Origin of the sequence: Aeromonas sp. s2, from assembly GCF_040907935.1 — a bacterium.
In the GTDB taxonomy this organism is placed as follows: domain Bacteria; phylum Pseudomonadota; class Gammaproteobacteria; order Enterobacterales; family Aeromonadaceae; genus Aeromonas; species Aeromonas dhakensis.
The window spans coordinates 360,793-379,142 of sequence record NZ_JBFOCR010000009.1 but is presented as its reverse complement, the minus strand read 5'-3'; the positions used below and the strand labels follow the sequence as shown (position 1 = coordinate 379,142).

At 63.5% G+C, this 18,350-nt stretch carries 16 protein-coding genes; 8 read left to right on the top strand and 8 right to left on the bottom strand.

Features of this window, described 5'->3' with window-relative positions:
• Window positions 1–189 precede the first annotated feature (189 nt).
• Together AB5Y81_RS06660 and AB5Y81_RS06655 are read right to left on the bottom strand one after the other, a co-directional pair.
• On the bottom strand, window positions 190–1,101 hold the full coding sequence (locus tag AB5Y81_RS06660; protein WP_017783426.1) for a LysR family transcriptional regulator: 912 nt from the start codon (window positions 1,099–1,101) through the stop codon (window positions 190–192).
• 317 nt (window positions 1,102–1,418) lie between these two features.
• The gene (locus tag AB5Y81_RS06655) at window positions 1,419–1,733 is read right to left on the bottom strand and encodes a hypothetical protein (protein ID WP_005298999.1); all 315 of its coding nucleotides are present in this window, start codon (window positions 1,731–1,733) and stop codon (window positions 1,419–1,421) included.
• A gap of 286 nt (window positions 1,734–2,019) precedes the next feature.
• Between AB5Y81_RS06655 and dcuC the strand changes: the two genes are divergently transcribed.
• Together dcuC and AB5Y81_RS06645 are read left to right on the top strand one after the other, a co-directional pair.
• Entirely contained in the window at window positions 2,020–3,396 is a 1,377-nt protein-coding gene (gene dcuC, locus AB5Y81_RS06650) for a C4-dicarboxylate transporter DcuC (RefSeq protein ID WP_017766169.1), read from the top strand.
• 84 nt (window positions 3,397–3,480) lie between these two features.
• Window positions 3,481–4,620: a M20 family metallopeptidase gene (locus AB5Y81_RS06645; RefSeq protein WP_279484605.1), complete on the top strand. Its 1,140-nt coding sequence runs from the start codon at window positions 3,481–3,483 to the stop codon at window positions 4,618–4,620.
• 85 nt (window positions 4,621–4,705) lie between these two features.
• On the opposite strand, the gene AB5Y81_RS06640 is transcribed toward AB5Y81_RS06645, so the two are convergent.
• From AB5Y81_RS06640 to asnS, 3 genes are all read right to left on the bottom strand, one after another.
• Window positions 4,706–5,362: an adenine nucleotide alpha hydrolase gene (locus AB5Y81_RS06640; RefSeq protein WP_279484604.1), complete on the bottom strand. Its 657-nt coding sequence runs from the start codon at window positions 5,360–5,362 to the stop codon at window positions 4,706–4,708.
• A gap of 132 nt (window positions 5,363–5,494) precedes the next feature.
• Complete coding sequence (locus AB5Y81_RS06635) at window positions 5,495–6,838, bottom strand: anaerobic C4-dicarboxylate transporter (protein ID WP_005299013.1); 1,344 nt, start codon at window positions 6,836–6,838, stop codon at window positions 5,495–5,497.
• A 376-nt stretch (window positions 6,839–7,214) separates the two neighbouring features.
• A complete protein-coding gene (asnS, locus tag AB5Y81_RS06630; RefSeq protein WP_005299016.1) occupies window positions 7,215–8,615 on the bottom strand; it encodes an asparagine--tRNA ligase in 1,401 nt (466 codons plus the stop codon).
• 193 nt (window positions 8,616–8,808) lie between these two features.
• Between asnS and AB5Y81_RS06625 the strand changes: the two genes are divergently transcribed.
• On the top strand, window positions 8,809–9,159 hold the full coding sequence (locus AB5Y81_RS06625; RefSeq protein ID WP_010634517.1) for a hypothetical protein: 351 nt from the start codon (window positions 8,809–8,811) through the stop codon (window positions 9,157–9,159).
• On the opposite strand, the gene AB5Y81_RS06620 is transcribed toward AB5Y81_RS06625, so the two are convergent.
• Both AB5Y81_RS06620 and bioA read right to left on the bottom strand, forming a co-directional pair.
• Window positions 9,156–9,998 carry a HAMP domain-containing protein gene (locus tag AB5Y81_RS06620; protein ID WP_017766172.1) on the bottom strand — a complete coding sequence of 281 codons (843 nt, stop codon included), beginning with the start codon at window positions 9,996–9,998 and terminating at the stop codon, window positions 9,156–9,158. The genes AB5Y81_RS06625 and AB5Y81_RS06620 overlap by 4 nt on opposite strands.
• Window positions 9,999–10,131: 133 nt before the next feature.
• Window positions 10,132–11,406 carry an adenosylmethionine--8-amino-7-oxononanoate transaminase gene (gene bioA, locus AB5Y81_RS06615; RefSeq protein ID WP_279484603.1) on the bottom strand — a complete coding sequence of 425 codons (1,275 nt, stop codon included), beginning with the start codon at window positions 11,404–11,406 and terminating at the stop codon, window positions 10,132–10,134.
• 219 nt (window positions 11,407–11,625) lie between these two features.
• On the opposite strand from bioA, the gene bioB reads away from it, so the two are divergent.
• From bioB to htpX, 5 genes are all read left to right on the top strand, one after another.
• The gene (bioB, locus tag AB5Y81_RS06610; protein ID WP_213343089.1) at window positions 11,626–12,714 is read left to right on the top strand and encodes a biotin synthase BioB; all 1,089 of its coding nucleotides are present in this window, start codon (window positions 11,626–11,628) and stop codon (window positions 12,712–12,714) included.
• A complete protein-coding gene (bioF, locus tag AB5Y81_RS06605; RefSeq protein ID WP_279484602.1) occupies window positions 12,711–13,907 on the top strand; it encodes an 8-amino-7-oxononanoate synthase in 1,197 nt (398 codons plus the stop codon). The genes bioB and bioF overlap by 4 nt, the downstream gene beginning before the upstream one ends.
• Entirely contained in the window at window positions 13,897–14,700 is an 804-nt protein-coding gene (bioC, locus tag AB5Y81_RS06600) for a malonyl-ACP O-methyltransferase BioC (protein ID WP_017786070.1), read from the top strand. Before bioF ends, bioC begins: the two co-directional genes overlap by 11 nt.
• Before the next feature lie 83 nt (window positions 14,701–14,783).
• On the top strand, window positions 14,784–15,464 hold the full coding sequence (bioD, locus tag AB5Y81_RS06595; protein ID WP_005299037.1) for a dethiobiotin synthase: 681 nt from the start codon (window positions 14,784–14,786) through the stop codon (window positions 15,462–15,464).
• Between the two features lie 112 nt (window positions 15,465–15,576).
• Window positions 15,577–16,449, top strand: coding sequence for a protease HtpX (gene htpX / locus AB5Y81_RS06590; protein ID WP_010634511.1), 873 nt, complete (start codon window positions 15,577–15,579; stop codon window positions 16,447–16,449).
• Window positions 16,450–16,507: 58 nt separating this feature from the next.
• On the opposite strand, the gene AB5Y81_RS06585 is transcribed toward htpX, so the two are convergent.
• On the bottom strand, window positions 16,508–18,220 hold the full coding sequence (locus AB5Y81_RS06585) for a methyl-accepting chemotaxis protein (RefSeq protein WP_268009289.1): 1,713 nt from the start codon (window positions 18,218–18,220) through the stop codon (window positions 16,508–16,510).
• Window positions 18,221–18,350 lie beyond the last annotated feature (130 nt).

Sequence of the window (18,350 nt, the reverse complement as noted above, 5' to 3'; positions counted from 1 at the left end):
CCTTTGTCTGCGGGCATGGGCCCGGAAAGCCGAAACTTGAGTCCTGAAACGGGAAATCAAGAAGAGGCCCGATTCTGGCATTGTGGCGATCCCAAGGCAACGCCGATGCGCATGGGGGAGGTTAGGCGAGGCGCTGGTCGGGCCTGGGAAGAGGGGAAAAGTACCCGGCGCAGGACGCGCCGGCGGGTATCAGAGTTCGCTCTGGGTGCGACACCAGAGGTGCAGTTCGGATTCGAACCAGTTGAGCATGGCGTTGTTGTCGTCGCGACGATGACGAATGAGGCTCACCTCGAAGGTGGGCAGGGCGAAGCGGGTCTCGTACTCCACCAGATCCAGCAGCGGCATCAGCGGACGCAGCACCCGGGCAGGGGAGGTGAGCAGCAGAGGCGCGCACGGCAGGATGAAGGGGGCGGCCAGAAAGCTCTGCACTATCAAGGGGGTGTGCCGGGTCATGCCGTGGGCGGCCAGCAGATCATCGACGATGCCCCCTTCGCTGCCGCGGGGGGCGACCAGCAGGTGCTGAGCCTGGGCGAAGGATTCGATGCACAGCACCTGGCCCTGCAGCGGGTGGCTGCGGTGGGCGGCGCAGATCAGCTTGTCCTCGAACAGCGGGATGCGGCGAAAACGGCCGGGCACCTCGTCCTGTTTGCTGATCACCATGCTGATGACCCCTTCGTCGAGCTGGCTCTCGTAGTCCGCATTGAGCGGCACCATGTGGATGCGCAGGTTGGGCGCCTGCTGCTGCAGCCGGGCCAGCAGGCTCGGCATCATCACGTACTCCACATAGGTGTGGGCCCCGATGCGCAGCACCCCCTCGAACTGGGCGGGGTCGAGCTGCTCGGGCGGGCTGAAGGTCTGCTCGATGTCGCGCAGGATCTCTCGCAGCGGCAGCAGCAAGGCCTCTGCCCGGGCGGTGGGTTCCATACCCTGGGGAGTGCGGATCAGCAGGGGATCGTCATAGAGCAGACGCAAACGGGCCAGTGCCCGGCTGACGGCCGGCTGGCTCATGGCGAGCCGTTCGGCGGCCTTGGTGGTGTTGCGCTCCTCCAGCAGTGCCTTGAGCACCACCAGCAGGTTGAGGTCGACGCCTCGTAAATTCATTCTGTGCATAATGGAATACTAATAAATCATTTCCTTAAGCAGGGCCTTCACTTTAGTCTCATTTCCCGTCGATGGTCAGCATGAAGCTTGGGTAAATCAGCGATTTATGCAAACCCATGTTGTCCTGTTACCTCTTTCGCGTGGTGCCGGAGGTGGCAAGATTCGACAGCCTGAACTCTTTACTCTGGTCATCCAGAGCGTTGCTTGCTTAGTACCCGCCGTCTCGGCGGGTTTTTTTTGCCTGCGGTTCAGGAAAAAGGGAGCCCGAAGAAGTACAAAACGCGCCGGTGGGCGCGTTATGGTGAGGGGCTGAGCACTCAGGGCGCAACCGGCCACTGGTAGTCAAACACCTTGGCCCGCTCCCAGGGGGCGTCCGGCAGACTGGAGGAGAGGCCGGTATATTTGCCCACATCGTCCACCACGATGGCGGAGAGGATCGGCAACTGGTGCTCGGTGCAGTACATGCGGATGCGTTGCAGCAGGGTGCGCAGCTCATCCTGGCAATTCTCCAGCCCGGCCTGCCTGGCCAGCTTGGAGTAACGAATGGTGGTGCGTTCCTTTGCAGACTCGACGAGGATGTCCCATAGCTTGTAGTCGCAGGTCGTCATGCCTGCGGTGGCTCGGTCTGTCATAACTCTCTCCGGCGCGAAACGGTCTCTGTGTGTCGTTGCGCATCTTGGCCAGTTCACTGGCCCCTGACGTTGATCCAAAGCAAAAAAGCCTGAGGTTATTCGCCAGAACGCGTGGCAAAGGGATTCTAAAGGTTTGCCTTTAGTTTAAAAGACCGTTTTTTGTTAAGTGTGTAGCATTTTATTTTATCGAAGTGCGGTCAAGCCATCTTTCTTGACAGGGATCAATGGGAAAGCGCGGTCAGACCACTAGATTTCGCTCCTCGATAACTTTGTCAGGAGTGAATGTTTGGAGCTCGTCTTCGTCTTGCTCGTCCTGCTGGCCGTGGTCTACGGCATCGTCAAGGATTACAACCCGCAGGCGGTGCTGGCACTGGCCGGCATGGCCATCTTCACTGTCGCCTACTGGCTGGGATTGCACCCCATTCTGCCCGCCGACAAGAGCACCGGCTTCGCCTTGTTCGACCTGTTCGAGGTGTTCAAGGGGATCTTCTCCTACCGGGCGGCGGGCCTCGGCCTCACCATCATGGCGGTGGCCGGCTTTGCCACCTACATGTCCCATATCGGCGCCTCCCAGGCGCTGGTGCGGGTGGCGGTCAAGCCGGTGGCGGGCATCCAGTCCAGCTACCTGATGCTGGCCATCTGCTACCTGGTGGCGGTGTTCGTCTCCCTGTTCGTCACCTCCGCCACCGGCCTTGGCCTGCTGCTCATGGTCACCATGTACCCGGTGATGCGCAACCTCGGCATCAGCCCGGCCTCCGCCTGCGGCGTCATCGCCACCTCCCAGGCGTTCGAAATCGGCCCGACCCAGACCAACGCCATCTTCTCCGCCGGCCAATCCGGTATGGATCCCACCAGCTATTTCGTCGACTACCAGATCTGGCTGGTGGCCCCCATGCTGCTGGTGACCATGGTGCTGCACTTCTTCTGGCAGCGGCACTGTGACCGCCAGGATGGCTGGGATCCGGCCCAGCATCGGGGCGAGCACGCCGAGCTGGACGAGAAAGGGGCAGACGAGGTGCCCGCACCGACCTGGTACGGCCTGCTGCCCATCATCCCCTTCGTGTTGATGATGACCTTCTCCAAGTTGCTGGTGAGCGACATCAAGATGAGCGTGGAGGTGGCTATGCTGCTGTCGGTCTTTATCGGCATGTTGTGCGAGCTGCTGCGCACCCGCTCGGTGCGCAGCGCCTTTGCCGGGCTCTCCAGCTTCCTCGACGGCATGGGCAAGGTATTCGGCCCCGTGGTGGCGCTCATCGTCTGTGCCGAGCTGTTTGCCGAATCCCTCAAGGCCATCGGTGCCATCGATACCCTGCTGCACTCGGCCAGCAACGCCGGCATCGGCAGCGGCCTGATGACCCTGGTGATGGTGGGACTCATCATGGTGGCGGCGGTCATCATGGGCTCGGGCAACGCGGCTTTCCTGAGCTTCTCGACCCTGGCCCCCGCGGTTGCGGCCAAGTTCGGCGTGCCGGCGGTGACCATGCTGTTGCCGATGCAGCTCGCCTCCAGCATAGGCCGCACCGTCTCCCCCATCGCGGCTGTGCTGATCGCCTGCGCGGGCATCGCCAAAGTCTCCCCCTTCGTGGTGGTCAAGCGCACCTGTGTGCCCATGGCGGGGGCGCTGGTGACGGCATTGACTCTCAACTATCTGCTGTTTATGTAAGCGGGTGGCGGACGACACGGATCGTTCGCCCCTTTCACTCGGCTGTCGGACGGGTGGCGTGCCCTCCCGTCCCAGGAGATGACAATGACAGACTCTCGCAACGCTTTTTCTCTGGACGCCTACCTGGCGGATCTGGCCCCCCTCATCAACCTCGATTGCGGTACCCGCACCCCGGCCGGGGTGGCGACGGTGGCCGACATCATGACCGAGAAATATGAGGCCATCGGCTGGCAGGTGACTCGCCACCAGTTTGCCGCCGAGTGCGGCCCCTGCCTCGAGGCAACCAATGCCCCTGGCGCCAGCCATTACGACGTGATGCTGGTGGGCCACATGGACACCGTCTTCCCCGAGGGCACGGCGGCCAAGCGCCCGCTGAAAGTGGAAGGCAATCAGGCCTTTGGCCCCGGTGTGTCGGACATGAAGAGCGGCCTGCTCTCCACCTGGTATGCCCTCAAGGGGATGGACCCGGCCGTGCTGGCCAGGCTCAAGGTGCTGGTCTGCTGCAACTGTGACGAGGAGATAGGCTCCCCCTGGTCCAAGGAGTGGCTGGTGGAGAAGGCCAGACAGAGTGGCTGCGTGCTGGTGGCCGAGGCGGCCCGCCCCAATGGGGATCTCATCAGCGCCCGCAAGGGCAATGCCAAGTACCGCATCACCTTCCACGGCAAGGCCTCCCACGCCGGCTCGGCGCTGAGCGAGGGGATCTCCGCCATCACGGAGCTCGCTCATTGGGTGCTCGCCATCAACCAGCAGGTCAACCTCGATACCGGCACCACCATGAACGTGGGGGTGGTGCAGGGAGGGACCGGCGTCAACGTGGTGCCGGACTTTGCCGAGGCGATCGTTGACCTGCGCTTCTGGAGCAATGACGAAGCGGCCGCCGTGCACGAGCGGCTCACCTTCATGGCCAACAACCCCTTCCTCGCCGGTTGCCGGGTCGAGGTGGATCGTCAGAGCTTCAAGCCGGCGATGCGCCCGAGCGGCGACACCGAGGCGTTGATGGCGCTGGTGGAGGCGGCGGCGAAAGAGGAGGGGATCACCTTCAACTGGCTGGAGGCCGGTGGCGGCTCCGATGCCAACTTCACCGCTGCGGCCGGGGTACCGTCGCTGGATGGCTTCGGCCCCATGGGGGGCGGTTTCCACTCGGAGGTGGAGTTCCTGCTGCTGGAGAGCATCGAGCCGCGCATCCGCCTGTTGCAGCGGGTGCTGGGCAAGCTGGCAAGATAGGCAGCATGAAGAGCAAAACGGGAGGCCATCGCCTCCCGTTTTTTATCTGTTGTGCCGGTGCAGACCGGTCGAACGGAACTGCGTGCTACTCCTCACCCTCCAGCAGATAGGCGAGATGCTCCTGACGGGCGACCTGCCAGCGGCCGAGCACCAGCGGAGCTGTAAAACCCGGGCCGTCGGTCACCATGGTGTGGTACTCCCCCTGTTCGCCGCAGGCATCGAAGCCCCGGGTGGCCGCCAGCTGCTGCAGCTCGGTGAGGGCTCCCTTGTCCAGCACCCGACCCACCCACTCGGGGGTCAGCACATCGGTATCGATACAGGAGAGGTGAGCGACGATACCGCGGGCCAGCAGATCCGCCAGCAAGGCTTGACGAGATTGCTGCCAGAGCGGGGTGTGGACGGTGAGGCCAAGCGGGCGGCAACGCTCGCGGATCCAGTTCGGCGCACCGGCCACGCTGTCGATATCGCCGGTGACGACCCCATCGAGTTGCCACTCCTCCTTGAGCTTTGCCAGTGCCCGCTCATAACCGAGATCGAACGGCGCCTCTATGGTGACCAGCAGGTGGGGCAGCCCGAGGGCAGCCGCCTGTCGACGCACTTGCGACAGGGGATGGGCGAGAAAGCGGGGCGAGGGAGGCGCGAAGGTGGCCAGCGCCACCACCTGATGGCCCGCTTCACGGGCATGGCAGAGGGCCTGCATGGCATCCTTGCCGCCGCTCCAGAGCACGATGACGCGAGACATGGGGGAGATTCCGCAAAGAAAAAGAGGGGCCATGCTACCCAGAGTGCGGGCGGTTGGCAAAGCGGGAAGGTGAGCGAAAAGCACAGGCCCCCGAGCGGGGGCCTGTGGAACGGATTGCGCGGTGCGGCCCCGTCAGAGCAGTATGCTGGTCAGGATAAAGCCCAGCGAGCAGGAGGTCACCACCCCGATCAGCCCCGGAATGATGAAGCTGTGGTTGATGATGAACTTGCCGATGCGGGTGGTGCCGGAGCGGTCGAAACCGATACAGGCCAGATCGCTCGGGTAGGTCGGCAGCACGAAGTAGCCGTAGCTGGCCGGCAGGAAGGCGATCAGCAGCTTGGGTTCGACCCCCAGCGCCAGCCCCATGGGGGCGATGGCGGTCAGCGCCGCGGCCTGGCTGTTTACCAGCTTGGAGATGAGGAACAGCACCAGGGCGTAGGTCCAGGGCTGGGCCTGTACCACGTGGGCCAGGGTCTCTTTGAGCAGCGGCATGTGTGCCTGGAAGAAGGTTTCGCTCATCCAGGCGACCCCGAACACGGAGAAGATGGCGACCATGCCGGCCTTGAAGACGGCGCCGTTGGCGATCTCGCCCGGCTTGACCTTGCAGCGCATCAGTATGATGGCGCCGGCGATCAGCATCATCATCTGGATCACCAGGTTCATGGAGAGCGGGCCGGTCTTGTCCTTGATGGTGAAGACCGGACGCAGACCTTCGTTGGCACCCAGCAGCACCACGGCAGCGATGGCGGCGAAGAAGATCCAGGTAGACCAGTAGGCCTCTTTCGGGAACTTGGTGTTGAGCAGGGTTTCACCGCCGCCATAGATAAAGGCGCGCTGCTCCGGATCCTGGATCTTGGCCTGGAACTCCTCGTCTTTGTCCAGATCCTTGCCACGGCGCAGGCTCCAGAGGGCCGCGACGATGACGCCGGTCAGGGAGGAGGGGATGGCGATCATCAGGATGTCGAGCAGACCGTAGGCCTGACCGATGCCGTGACCGGCCGCCAGGATGGAGACCATGGAGACCACGGCCACCGAGACCGGCGAGGCGCAGATGGCCATCTGGGAGGCGACGGAGGCCACTGCCATCGGGCGCTCGGGACGGATGTTCTTCTGCAGCGCGATGTCGGCGATGATGGGGAACATGGTGTAGACCACGTGGCCGGTACCGCACAGGAAGGTGAGGGTCCAGGTGGTGAGCGGCGCCAGTATGGTGATGTACTGCGGGTGACGGCGCAGCAGACGCTCGGCCACCTGCATCATCAGGTTGAGACCGCCGGCGGTCTGCAGGGTGGCGGCACAACCGATCACCGCCAGTATGGTCAGCATCACCTGCACCGGCGGTTCGCCCGGTACCAGACCGAACACGAAGGTCAGCAGGAACAGACCGATGCCGCTGATGAGACCCAGCCCCATGCCGCCAAACCGGGTACCCAGCAGCAAGCAGCCGAGTACCACCAAAAATTCCATCAAGATCATTCCATTACCTCGCGTTATTTAATCCATGTAAGTGCTGTGTTGGGCGCATGGACCGGGATTGTCTGTTTTTTATTTAGCCCTAAAGGGTTAGTGGTTATTTTGCCTGCCACAAGGGGGCAAAAATTTGAGGTACTTCAATAACTCATCGCTTTTTGATTTAACGCCATAAAAACCACGTATTAACCCTTTTGTTATTTTATGGGTAACAGGTGGCATCGTATGGAGCTTGAAGGCGGGCAGGGTAGCAGGATAAAAAGGCGAGGGGAGCGGTTTGTTGCAAAAAAAGTGATTAATTGTGGCCAAGACAAGCCGGTGGCAGGGGAGCGGGCAACAAAAAGCCGACCCTGAGGTCGGCTTTGTCGGCAAAGTCCCGTAATCAGAACTCGGCGGTGCGTGGGGTACGCGGGAAGGGGATCACGTCGCGCACGTTGCCCATGCCGGTCACGTAGACCACCAGACGCTCGAAGCCCAGACCGAAACCGGAGTGCGGCACAGTGCCGTAGCGGCGCAGGTCGCGGTACCACCAGTAGTCTTCCTTGTTCAGGCCCATCTCGGCCAGACGGGCATCCAGCACCTCGAGACGCTCTTCACGCTGGGAGCCGCCGATGATCTCGCCGATGCCCGGGGCCAGTACGTCCATGGCGGCAACGGTCTTGCCGTCGTCGTTGAGGCGCATGTAGAAGGCCTTGATGTCTTTCGGGTAGTTCTTCACTACTACCGGTGACTTGAAGTGCTCTTCGGCCAGGTAGCGCTCGTGCTCGGAAGAGAGGTCGATACCCCAGGAGACCGGGAACTCGAAGCTCTTGCCACAGTTCTTCAGCACTTCGATGGCGTCTGTGTAGTCAATCTGGGCGAAGTCGGAGGCGACGAAACGCTCCAGACGGCCGATGGCGTCCTTGTCCACGTGCTGGGCGAAGAACTCCAGATCGTCGCGGCGCTCGCTCAGCACGGCGTTGAAGACGTACTTCAGCATGGCTTCGGCCAGGGCGGCGTTGTCTTCCAGATCGGCGAAGGCCACTTCCGGCTCCACCATCCAGAACTCGGCCAGGTGGCGGCTGGTGTTGGAGTTTTCGGCGCGGAAGGTCGGGCCGAAGGTGTAGACCTTGGACAGGGCGCAGGCATAGGTCTCGACGTTCAGCTGGCCGGATACGGTCAGGAAGGTCTCCTTGCCGAAGAAGTCCTTGTCGTAGTCCACCTTGCCTTGCGGGGTGCGCGGCAGGTTTTCCAGATCCAGGGTGGAGACGCGGAACATCTCGCCGGCCCCTTCGGTGTCGGAGGCGGTGATGAGCGGGGCCGCGATCCAGAGGTAGCCCTGTTCGTGGAAGAAGCGGTGAATGGCCTGGGAGAGGCAGTTGCGTACCCGGGTCACGGCGCCGACGATGTTGGTGCGGGCACGCAGGTGGCCCTGCTCGCGGAGGTACTCGATGCTGTGGCGCTTGGCGGACATGGGGTAGGTGTCCGGATCTTCGACCCAGCCCACCACCTTGACCTCGGTGGCCTGCAGTTCGAACGCCTGGCCGCTGCCCTGGGACTCGACCACGGTGCCGGTCACTTCGACGGAGCAAGCTGTGGTCAGACGCTGCACTTCATTCTCGTAATTGGCCAGGGTATTGGGGACGACGGCCTGTACCGGATGGAAACAGGAGCCATCGGAAACGGCCAAAAATGAGATCCCCGCCTTGGAATCACGGCGGGTCCGGATCCACCCTTTCACTGTCAGGGTGGTGCCGACCGAATACTTACCGGCCAGCACATCTACTACGGATGCGTGCGTCATCGAAATATTGTCTCCAGCTTGTTCTTGCAGCGCTATTTGCAACACTAGGGGTCTGGCCCGGGCACAGATGGCCCACCATGGCAGACTAAGCCGTTCATCTTACCCGCGCAGGTTTGATAAACAAGCAAAAATGTCGGACTCTGGGGGGGATTTCAGCGCCAATCACTTCATTGGCGGGCCTGCGGAACGGGGGATGGACGTGAAAGAGCGGCGACGGGGGCCGGACGGGCTGACACGGGTGTTGCGGGGGCTGGTGATCCTCTGCTGGGGCGGCTTTATCGTGCTGCTCTCCCTCTACCACTTCGCCCGGCCAGAGGTGGCCTACGGTTTTCTGGTCTATGGCGGGATCAAGGTGCGCCAGAGCTGGGATCCCCAGCTCACCCCCTGGCTGCTGCACGGGCTCTGGGGATGCTGCCTGTTGACCCTGGCGGTGCTGCTGGCAGAGCGTTGGCGCTGCCGGCGGCGGGAGGACACGGGGCGGGTTCACCTGGCTATCTTGCTGCTGATCCTCGTCGCCAGCCTGCTGTTCTACTACCTGGGCTAGTCTGCCGGCCCGGAGCGGTCGCGGCTGGAAGGCGCTTGCCCCGCCCGTGGCTGCTCGCCTGCGGGGCGCTTGCCGAGCTGGCGCTCCACGCTGTCGAGCATCTGGTTGTAGGCGAGCGCCACCCGGCCAATCTCGTCCCCCTCATCCCCTTCCAGCCGGTGGCCGAAGTCGTGCAGATCGGTGGCCTCCTCCATGGAGCGGGTCAGCTGGTTGAGGGGGCGGACGATCCAGGTACGGATGACCCAGAGGGTGAGCAGCAGCCCCAGCCCGAAGATGACGGTGAGGCTCAGGGCCGAGGTGAGAATGTTCTGCTCGACCCGGGTAAACAGGGTGTCGAGGGAGTAATCAAAGCGCACCGCTCCCAGCACGGTGTTCTCCGGCACCTGGTGGCAGCTGGTGCAGTCGGTGCCGCGAAAATCCTTCTTGGCCAGCAGTGGGCGGGTCACCACCAGCTTGCTGTGCATGCCGTCGTGTACCACCTCCAGGCTCCCTTTACCCGCCAGTGCCAGCTCGTCGAACCTGTCCTTGGACTGCTCGTGCTCGCGGCCGGCCCCGTACTGCTTGCTCACCGCCTCGCTGCGCACGATGCGGGCATCCTCCACGTGAGCGTGCTCGAGGAACTTGTCGCGCAGGGTATCGCGGGCTTCCATCTTGCCGGTCAGCATCAGCATGTTGAGGCCATCGAAATAGGCTTCGGTCTGCTCGCGGCTCTGCTCCTTGATGAGGGTCAGGATGAGGTCGCGCTCGCGTACCGCCTGATAGGCCGCGGAAAACACCAGCACCATGGAGAAGATGAACAGCAGGAAGAAGTTGATTTTGGCAGCAATGGAGAGGCGCATGGGAACGGTACATCTGTTGGGTAAAACCCGCGCAGTCTACGCGTCTTGGCGGCTCGGGTCTGGTGTCTTGCTCACATTCTGATGAAAAAGATTCAAAAGACCCTGCCTGAGCGGCAGGGTCTGCCTGTCAGGCTCAGAACTCGCCGCTGTGGATGGCGGCGGCGATGGCGCCGGTCAGCACGGTCAACTGTGCCGGGCTGATGACGAAGGGGGGCATCAGGTAGATGAGCTTGCCAAAGGGGCGGATCCAGGCGCCCAGCTCCACGAACTTGCGCTGGATACGCGCCACGTCCACCCGCTCCTTCATCTCCACCACCCCGATTGCGCCGAGCACCCGCACGTCGGCCACCGCCGGATGCAGGGTCAGCGCTACCAGCTCGGTGCGCAGTTGATGCTCGATGGCGCGCACCCGCTCCTGCCAGGGCGAGGCCAGCAGCAGAGCGATGGAGGCGTTGGCCACCGCGCAGGCCAGCGGGTTGCCCATAAAGGTCGGCCCATGCATAAAGACGCCGGCCTTCCCATCACACACGGTGCGAGCCACATGCTCGGTAGTGAGCGTGGCCGAGAGCGTCAGGTAGCCGCCGGTAAGGGCCTTGCCCAGACACATGATGTCGGGGCTGATGCCGGCCCAGTCGCAGGCAAACAGCTGGCCGGTGCGGCCAAAGCCGGTGGCTATCTCGTCGGCAATCAAGAGCACGCCGAACTCGTCGCACAGGGCGCGCACCCACTGCAGGTAGCGGGGGTGGTAGAAGCGCATACCGCCGGCGCCCTGCACTATGGGTTCGAGCACGATGGCGGCGATCTCCTCGTGATGGTCCGCCATCAGGGTGGCCAGCTCCACCACGCAACGCTCGTCCCACTCGGCGTGGAAACGGCAGCTGGGGGCTTCGACGAAATGGTGCTCGGGCAGGAAGCCCTGGTAGAGCTCGTGCATGCCGCCATCCGGGTCGCACACGCTCATGGCGCCGAAGGTGTCGCCGTGATAGCCGCCGCGCAGGGCAACGAACTTGGCGCGAGGCGTCCCTTTGGCGTGCCAGTACTGCTGGGCCATCTTGAGCGCCACTTCCACCGCCACCGAGCCTGAATCCGCCAGAAACACCCGATCCAGCCCCTTTGGAGTGATCTCTACCAGCTTGCGGCAGAGCTCCACCGCCGGTGCGTGGGTCAGACCGCCAAACATCACGTGGGACATCTTGCCGAGCTGGGTGGTGGCGGCCGCATCGAGCTCGGGCACCTGATAGCCGTGCACGCAGGCCCACCAGGAGCTCATGCCATCCACCAGTTCGCGGCCGTCGCTGAGGGTGAGGGTCACTCCCCTGGCGCTGGCCACTTCATAGCAGGGCAGGGGATGGGTGAGGGAGGTATAGGGGTGCCACACATGGTGCAAATCGAATTCTTGGTTGGTCATTTGTTGTTCTGTTGTCAATTGGTTTGATCTGGTCGGTGTTGACAGTCTACGCGCGCTCTCTACACTAGCCAACAATTTCAGCCACTTGGCCCTGCGCGCATCCCTGTTCGCCCGGGCCAGGTGGCGGGTTTTGCGCTTCTCTCTTGCAAGGACCTTTTGCAAAGAGGTCTTGCAAGCAAGGCCGCGCAGGATCCCACTTATAACAATTGGAAGCCATGTATGAATGCTCTCACCGCGGGCGGCCACGCCCTTCGTCACGACTGGACCCTCGCCGAGGTTCAAGCCCTGTTTGCCCTGCCGTTCAACGACCTGCTGTTTCGGGCCCAGACGGTGCACCGCGCCCATTTCGATCCGAACGAGGTACAGGTGAGCACCTTGCTCTCCATCAAGACCGGTGCCTGCCCGGAGGATTGCAAGTACTGCCCCCAGAGCGCCCGTTATCACACCGGCCTTGAGGCCGAGCGGCTGATGGAGGTGGAGAAAGTGCTGGAGCGGGCTCGCGAAGCCAAGGCCAACGGCTCGTCTCGCTTCTGCATGGGGGCCGCCTGGCGCAACCCGAAAGAGAAGGACATGCCCTATATCCTGCGGATGATCGAGGAGGTGCGCGGGCTCGGCATGGAGACCTGTATGACGCTCGGGATGCTCACCGCCGATCAGGCGGCGCGCCTCGGCGCCGCCGGCCTTGACTACTACAACCACAACCTCGACACCTCGCCGGAGTTTTATGGCGACATCATCACCACCCGCACCTATCAGGACCGGCTCGATACTCTGGAGCACGTGCGCGGCGCCGGCATGAAGGTCTGCTCCGGCGGCATCGTCGGCATGGGGGAGCAGGCGAAGGATCGGGCGGGCCTCTTGATGGCGCTGGCCAATCTGCCGCGCCACCCGGAGAGCGTGCCCATCAACATGCTGGTCAAGGTGAAGGGAACGCCGCTGGAGAACCAGGAGAATCTGGATCCGTTCGAGTTCATCCGCACTATCGCCGTGGCACGCATCATGATGCCGGCTTCCCACGTGCGCCTCTCCGCCGGGCGGGAGAAGATGAACGAGCAGATGCAGGCCATGTGCTTTATGGCGGGGGCCAACTCCATCTTCTACGGCTGCAAGCTGCTGACCACCCCCAACCCGGACGAGAACAGCGACATGCAGCTGTTCAAGCGCCTCGGCATTCGCCCCGCCCAGCGGGCCCAGAAGCCGGATCAGGTTCAAGAAGAGGAGCTGCTGGCCGAGGTGAGTCGCCAGAGCGAGCCCGCCGAGATGTTTTATGATGCCACCCGCCCCCGTGCTGGGGCCGCGCGGTCATGACGGGCCCTGCAGTAACGGGCCCCTTCGGGTTGAGCGCAGCGCTCTCCGGGCGCGAACAGGCAGGCCTGCTGCGCAGCCGCATCGCGACCGACGGCGCGAGTGGCGGGCGCCTCAAGGTTGGGGGGGGCGATTACCTCAACTTTTCCGCCAACGACTATCTGGGGCTGGCCGATCACCCCGCCATCAAGGTCGCCTTCCAGGAGGGCATCGAGCGCTATGGCGCGGGGGCCGGTGCCTCGCCGTTGGTGACCGGTTACAGCCGTGCCCACCAGCAGCTGGAAGAGACGCTGGCCGAGTGGCTCGGACTGGAGGCGGTGTTGTTGTTCAACTGCGGCTTTTCCGCCAATCAGGCGGTGCTCAAGGCCCTGCTCGGCAAGGATCATCTGCTGTGGCAGGACAAACTCAACCACGCCTCCCTGCAGGAGATGGGCAGCCAGCTCCCCTGCAAGATGAAGCGCTTCGGCCACAACGACATGGCGGCCCTTGAGCGGCAGCTTGAGCCAAGTCGAGGCTTGATCGTCTCGGAGGGGGTGTTCAGCATGGACGGGGATCAGGGCCCCTGGCGCGAGCTCGCAGCCCTGGCCGCCCAGAGCGGCAACTGGCTGATGATCGACGATGCCCACGGCCTCGGTGTGCTGGGGCCACAAGGGCGCGGCACCCTGGCGGCGCAGGGGGTGAACCCGGCCGGTGTGCACATCCAGATGGGCACCTTTGGCAAGGCGCTCGGGGTGGCCGGCGCCTTTGTGGGCGGCAGTCGCGAGCTGGTGGCGTATCTGGTGAACTTCGCCCGCCACTATGTCTACAGCACCCATATGCCGGCGGCCCAGGCCTGCGCCGTGCGCCAGAGCATCGAACTGGTACGCGCCGCTGACGAGGCCCGCGCCCAGCTTGGTGAACTCATCATCCGTTTCCGACAAGGGGCGCAGGCGCTGGGCTGGCAGCTGGGTGACAGCAATACCCCCATCCAGCCGCTGCTGGTGGGGGAGAGCGGGGCCGCCCTGCAACTGGCCGAGCGGCTGCGGGAGCGCGGCGTCTGGGTGAGTGCCATCCGCCCGCCCACTGTACCGGTCGGCACGGCGCGCCTTCGCATCACCCTGAGCGCGGCTCACCGCGCTGAGGACGTGGATCGGCTGCTCGATGCCCTCGGCCTCTGCCCGGCGGACGACGAGAGAGGGGGCACCCATGCTGCATGAGCGTTTTCAGGCGGTGGACAAGGCCCAGCTTGCCCGCCGTTTCGGCGCCGCCGCCCGTCACTACGACGCCCACGCCCGCTTCCAGCAGGAGGTGGGACAGGCGCTGCTGGTGCGGATGAGTGCGGCGGGTATGCATGAGGGGCTGGAAGGTCGTGGGCTCGATCTGGGCTGTGGCACCGGCTTCTTTCTGCCGGCTTTGGCCGGGCGCTGCAGCGAGCTGACCGGGCTGGATCTCGCCCCCGGCATGCTGGCGCAGGCGGCCCTTCGCGGCAGCGGCGCCCGCCTGCTGTGCGGCGATGCCGAGCAGCTCCCTTTTGCCGACGAGACGTTTGACTGGGTCTTCTCCAGCCTGGCCTTACAGTGGTGCGAGCGACCGGCCCAGGCCTTTGCCGAGCTGCACCGGGTGCTCAAACCCGGCGGCCGGCTGCTGTTCTCGACCCTGTTGGCCGAGTCGCTTTGGCAACTGCGTGAGGCCTGGCGCACGGTTGACGAGTGTGATCATGTCAATCGCTTCCTCAGCCTGCCACAATTGCAGCATGCCATCGCCGCCGGCGGGTTTGTCGCCCCTGCGCTGGAGAGCCTGACCTGGTCGCTCGGCTACCCCGAGCTCAACGGCTTGCTGCGCGATCTCAAGGGGATCGGTGCCAGCCAGGTCAATGACGAGCGTCATACCGGCCTTGGCAGCCGCCAGCGCTTGTTGCGTCTGAGCCAGGCCTATGAGGCCCATCGTCAGCCGGACGGTCTGCTGGCCGCCAGTTATCAGGTTTGCCTCGGCCAGCTGATCCGCCGTTAACCGGCGGTCTTGGCCGAGAGAATTGAGCTGCGGGTGCCCCGCCGTATCGAGCTTGGGCACCCGCACAGTATTGAGGAGTCATCATGGTCAAATCCTTCTTCGTCACCGGCACCGACACCGATGTGGGCAAGACGCTGGTCGCCCGCACCCTGCTGCTGGAGTTCGCCGCGCACGGCATCCGGTGCGCCGGTTACAAGCCTGTCTCCGCTGGCTGTGCCCGCACCCCGGAGGGACTGCGCAATCTGGACGCGGTGCTGTTGCAGGAGGCGGCGAGCCTGCCGCTGCCCTACGATCTGGTCAACCCCTACGCCTACGAGCCGCCCATCGCGCCCCATATCGCCGCCAGCGAAGCGCGCGATGCCATCACCCTGAAGGGGCTGTCGGACGGGCTGCGCCAGATTGAGCAGGCGGGGGCCGAACTGGTGGTGGTGGAAGGGGCGGGGGGCTGGTTCCTGCCACTCGATCGCAAGCACCTGCTGTCGGACTGGGTCAAGCAGGAGAACATGCCGGTCATCATGGTGGTGGGGGCCAAACTGGGCTGTCTCAACCATGCCCTGCTCACCTTCGCCGCCATTCGCAACAACAACCTGCCGGTGGCTGGCTGGGTCATCAACCGGCTGCACGGCTCCATGAGCCACTATCAGGAGAATCTGGACACCCTGCGGGGCTTGCTGCCGGCCCCGTTTTTGGGTGAAATACCCTTTGTAAACAATCCGCTCGAGGCTGATCTGCGCGGGCGACTCGACATTTCGCCCCTGCTCTGAATCCGACATTCAGCGAACATTCATAGAAACTGTCTATTATGCGTGACAGGTGTGGCCCGGCCGGCAGCGAACTGGTGACGGGCCACGCATCCATATCTCACAAGGAGTCAATATGAAGCGAATTATGCTATTCCTGGTGACCAACCTGGCCGTCATGCTGGTGCTGGGGGTGGTACTCAATATCCTGTTCTCGGTTCTGGGGATCAACAAGTCCAGCATTTCCGGTCTGTTGGTGTTCTGTGCCGTGTTCGGTTTTGGGGGTTCCTTTATCTCCTTGCTGATGTCCAAGTGGATGGCCAAGCGCAGCTATGGCGTCCAGGTCATCGAGCAACCCCGCAACGAGACCGAGCACTGGCTGGTCAGTACCGTGGCCCGTCAGGCCCGTGAAGCGGGCATCAAGATGCCGGAAGTGGGGATCTACGACTCTCCCGAGATGAACGCCTTCGCCACTGGCGCTCGCCGTGACGACTCGCTGGTTGCCGTCTCCTCCGGTCTGCTCTACAGCATGAGCCGTGACGAGGCGGAAGCCGTGCTGGCCCACGAGGTGAGCCACGTGGCCAATGGCGACATGGTGACCCTGACCCTGATCCAGGGGGTGGTGAACACCTTCGTGATGTTCTTCGCCCGCATCGTGGCCGGCGTCATCAGCAACTTCTTCAGCTCCAACAACGAGGAAGAGAGCAGCAGCACCGGCGGTTTTGCCTACATGATCACCGTGTTCGTGCTGGAGATGGTGTTCGGCGTGCTGGCCTCCATCATCGTCATGTGGTTCAGCCGTCAGCGTGAATTCCGCGCCGACGCCGGCGCCGCCAAGCTGGCCGGTCGCGACAAGATGATCGCCGCCCTCGAGCGCCTCTCCCGCGGTGCCGAGCCGCAGCTGGAAGGCTCCATGATGGCGTTCGGCATCAACGGCAAGCGCTCCATGAGCGAGCTGTTCATGAGCCACCCGCCCATCGAGCAGCGCATCGCCGCCCTGCGCGGTTAAGCGAAAGCGCCAATGAAAACGGCTGCCCTCGGGCAGCCGTTTTCATTGGCGCTTTGCGCTACAGCTTGAAGTGGGCCATCTCCTGGCGCAGCAGCCGTGACAGCTGCTTGAGCTTGGCCGCCTCCTGCGAGACGTGGCGGGCGGCATCCCCCGACTGCTCGGAGAGGGAGGTGATGTTGCCGACGGTGGAGACCACCTCGTTGGCGGCGGTGGACTGCTCGCGCAGGGTGTGGCTGATCTCCCCCATCAGGCCGGTCAGGTTGGAGGCGTGATCCTGGATGCTGGCGATGGCCGCGCCGGTCTGGCTGGCCAGGCTCACCCCGCGGGAGACGTTGTTGACCGTGTTCTCCATGCTGCGGATGGAGGCGTCCGCTCCACTTTGAATTTTGCCGATCATGCCGGTGATCTGCTGGGTGGAGGCGGCCGAGCGGCTGGCGAGGTTGCGCACCTCGTCGGCCACCACTGCAAAGCCGCGTCCCTGCTCGCCGGCCCGGGCCGCCTCGATGGCGGCGTTGAGGGCCAGCAGGTTGGTCTGATCGGCGATGCCGCGGATCACCTCGATGATCTCCGAGATCTGCTGGGTGTGGCTGTTGAGATCCGCGATGCTGCTGGCGGCGTTGGAGACGGTGTCCGAGATGCTCTGGATGCTGTCGAGGGTCTGCTTGATGACCCCGGAGCCCTCTTCCAGGGTGTTGGCGGAGATCTTGCTGAGCTCGTCGGCGTGGGTGGCGTTGTCCGAGAGGTGGCTGATGCTCACCACCAGCTCCTCGATGGCGGCCGCCATGGTCTGGGTACTGGTCTGCTGGGAGGTGGCGAACTGGGCGGTCTGCTCCGCTATCTGGGCGATGCTGTCGGCCGAGCTTGAGAGCTCTTCGCTCGAGTGGGAGACCTGGGCGATGATCCCCTTGAGGGTGCTTTGCATGGTGGCGAGCAGGCCGATCAGGCTCTCCTTGGCACCGGCAGGCACCTTGATCGGCTGGGAGAAGTCCCCCTCGGCCAGGTGGTTGAGATCGCTTCTGAGTTGATCGACCGAGGTGCCGACCAGATCGATCAGCGCCTTGTAGGTGCGCCAGAGGAAGAACATCAACACCAGGCCGAGCGCGATGAACAGGTAGCGCAGCATGGCGGACTGGCTGGTGGCGTCATCCACCGCCTGCTGGGTGCGGGTCTCCATCATGACGTAGAAGTCGTCGATGGGGGACATGATGCGCCCCTTGTTCTGGTGATAGGCCTTGTCATGCATCATGGCGATGGCCTTCTGCTGGTTGGCGGCCAGATCGCCATCGGTCTGCTGCACCAGCTTGAAGGCGGCCACCTCGGTGTTGACCAGGGCATCCGAGTTGTTCTTGGCCTCGTTGAGCTTGGCCAGCTCGCCCTCGGTAAAGCCGGCATCCTTCATCAGATCGATGAGGCCGCGGCGCACCTGGCTGTCGGGCCGCGGGTTCTGGCCGTTGGCGGCGACGAAGTCCCAATAGATGCGGTTGTAGCCCTGTGGTCGGTTCTGCTCCCCGTTGCGAATGGCCAGGATCCGCATGTACTGCTGTTCGTAGGCGGGATCCTTGGTGATCACGTAGGTGCGGCCGAGGCGGGTCAGATCGTCGGAGGATTGCCGCAGTTCATCGGCCAGCAGATAGGATTGGTAACGTTGCTGATAGCTCTGTTCCATCTGTTTTCCCGACCAGCTGTAGGCGAAAAACACCAGCGACAGCAGGATCAGGGTGATGACTGAGAGCAGCAGATTGAGCTGAAAGGCGGGTCTGTTCTGTTCCATGGTTTGAGCGTCCTTATTCTCACCGATAACCCCCTTTGTCACGCGGCGAAGGCCGGTACTTCTGTGGGGTTTTATTGTTGTTGCAGTGAGTATAGGAGCGCTCTTCGCCAAGGCTGTGGCGGGTCGGTGA

Coding starts and splice junctions, on each gene's coding strand:
- AB5Y81_RS06635 (WP_005299013.1), bottom strand. CDS start 6,838: ATGATCTTGATGGAATTTTTGGTGGTACTCGGCTGCTTGCTGCTGGGT.
- bioC (WP_017786070.1), top strand. CDS start 13,897: ATGCTGCATGAGCGTTTTCAGGCGGTGGACAAGGCCCAGCTTGCCCGC.
- AB5Y81_RS06625 (WP_010634517.1), top strand. CDS start 8,809: ATGGACGTGAAAGAGCGGCGACGGGGGCCGGACGGGCTGACACGGGTG.
- AB5Y81_RS06660 (WP_017783426.1), bottom strand. CDS start 1,101: ATGAATTTACGAGGCGTCGACCTCAACCTGCTGGTGGTGCTCAAGGCA.
- AB5Y81_RS06645 (WP_279484605.1), top strand. CDS start 3,481: ATGACAGACTCTCGCAACGCTTTTTCTCTGGACGCCTACCTGGCGGAT.
- htpX (WP_010634511.1), top strand. CDS start 15,577: ATGAAGCGAATTATGCTATTCCTGGTGACCAACCTGGCCGTCATGCTG.
- bioB (WP_213343089.1), top strand. CDS start 11,626: ATGAATGCTCTCACCGCGGGCGGCCACGCCCTTCGTCACGACTGGACC.
- AB5Y81_RS06620 (WP_017766172.1), bottom strand. CDS start 9,998: ATGCGCCTCTCCATTGCTGCCAAAATCAACTTCTTCCTGCTGTTCATC.
- asnS (WP_005299016.1), bottom strand. CDS start 8,615: ATGACGCACGCATCCGTAGTAGATGTGCTGGCCGGTAAGTATTCGGTC.
- bioA (WP_279484603.1), bottom strand. CDS start 11,406: ATGACCAACCAAGAATTCGATTTGCACCATGTGTGGCACCCCTATACC.
- AB5Y81_RS06640 (WP_279484604.1), bottom strand. CDS start 5,362: ATGTCTCGCGTCATCGTGCTCTGGAGCGGCGGCAAGGATGCCATGCAG.
- bioD (WP_005299037.1), top strand. CDS start 14,784: ATGGTCAAATCCTTCTTCGTCACCGGCACCGACACCGATGTGGGCAAG.
- AB5Y81_RS06585 (WP_268009289.1), bottom strand. CDS start 18,220: ATGGAACAGAACAGACCCGCCTTTCAGCTCAATCTGCTGCTCTCAGTC.
- AB5Y81_RS06655 (WP_005298999.1), bottom strand. CDS start 1,733: ATGACAGACCGAGCCACCGCAGGCATGACGACCTGCGACTACAAGCTA.
- bioF (WP_279484602.1), top strand. CDS start 12,711: ATGACGGGCCCTGCAGTAACGGGCCCCTTCGGGTTGAGCGCAGCGCTC.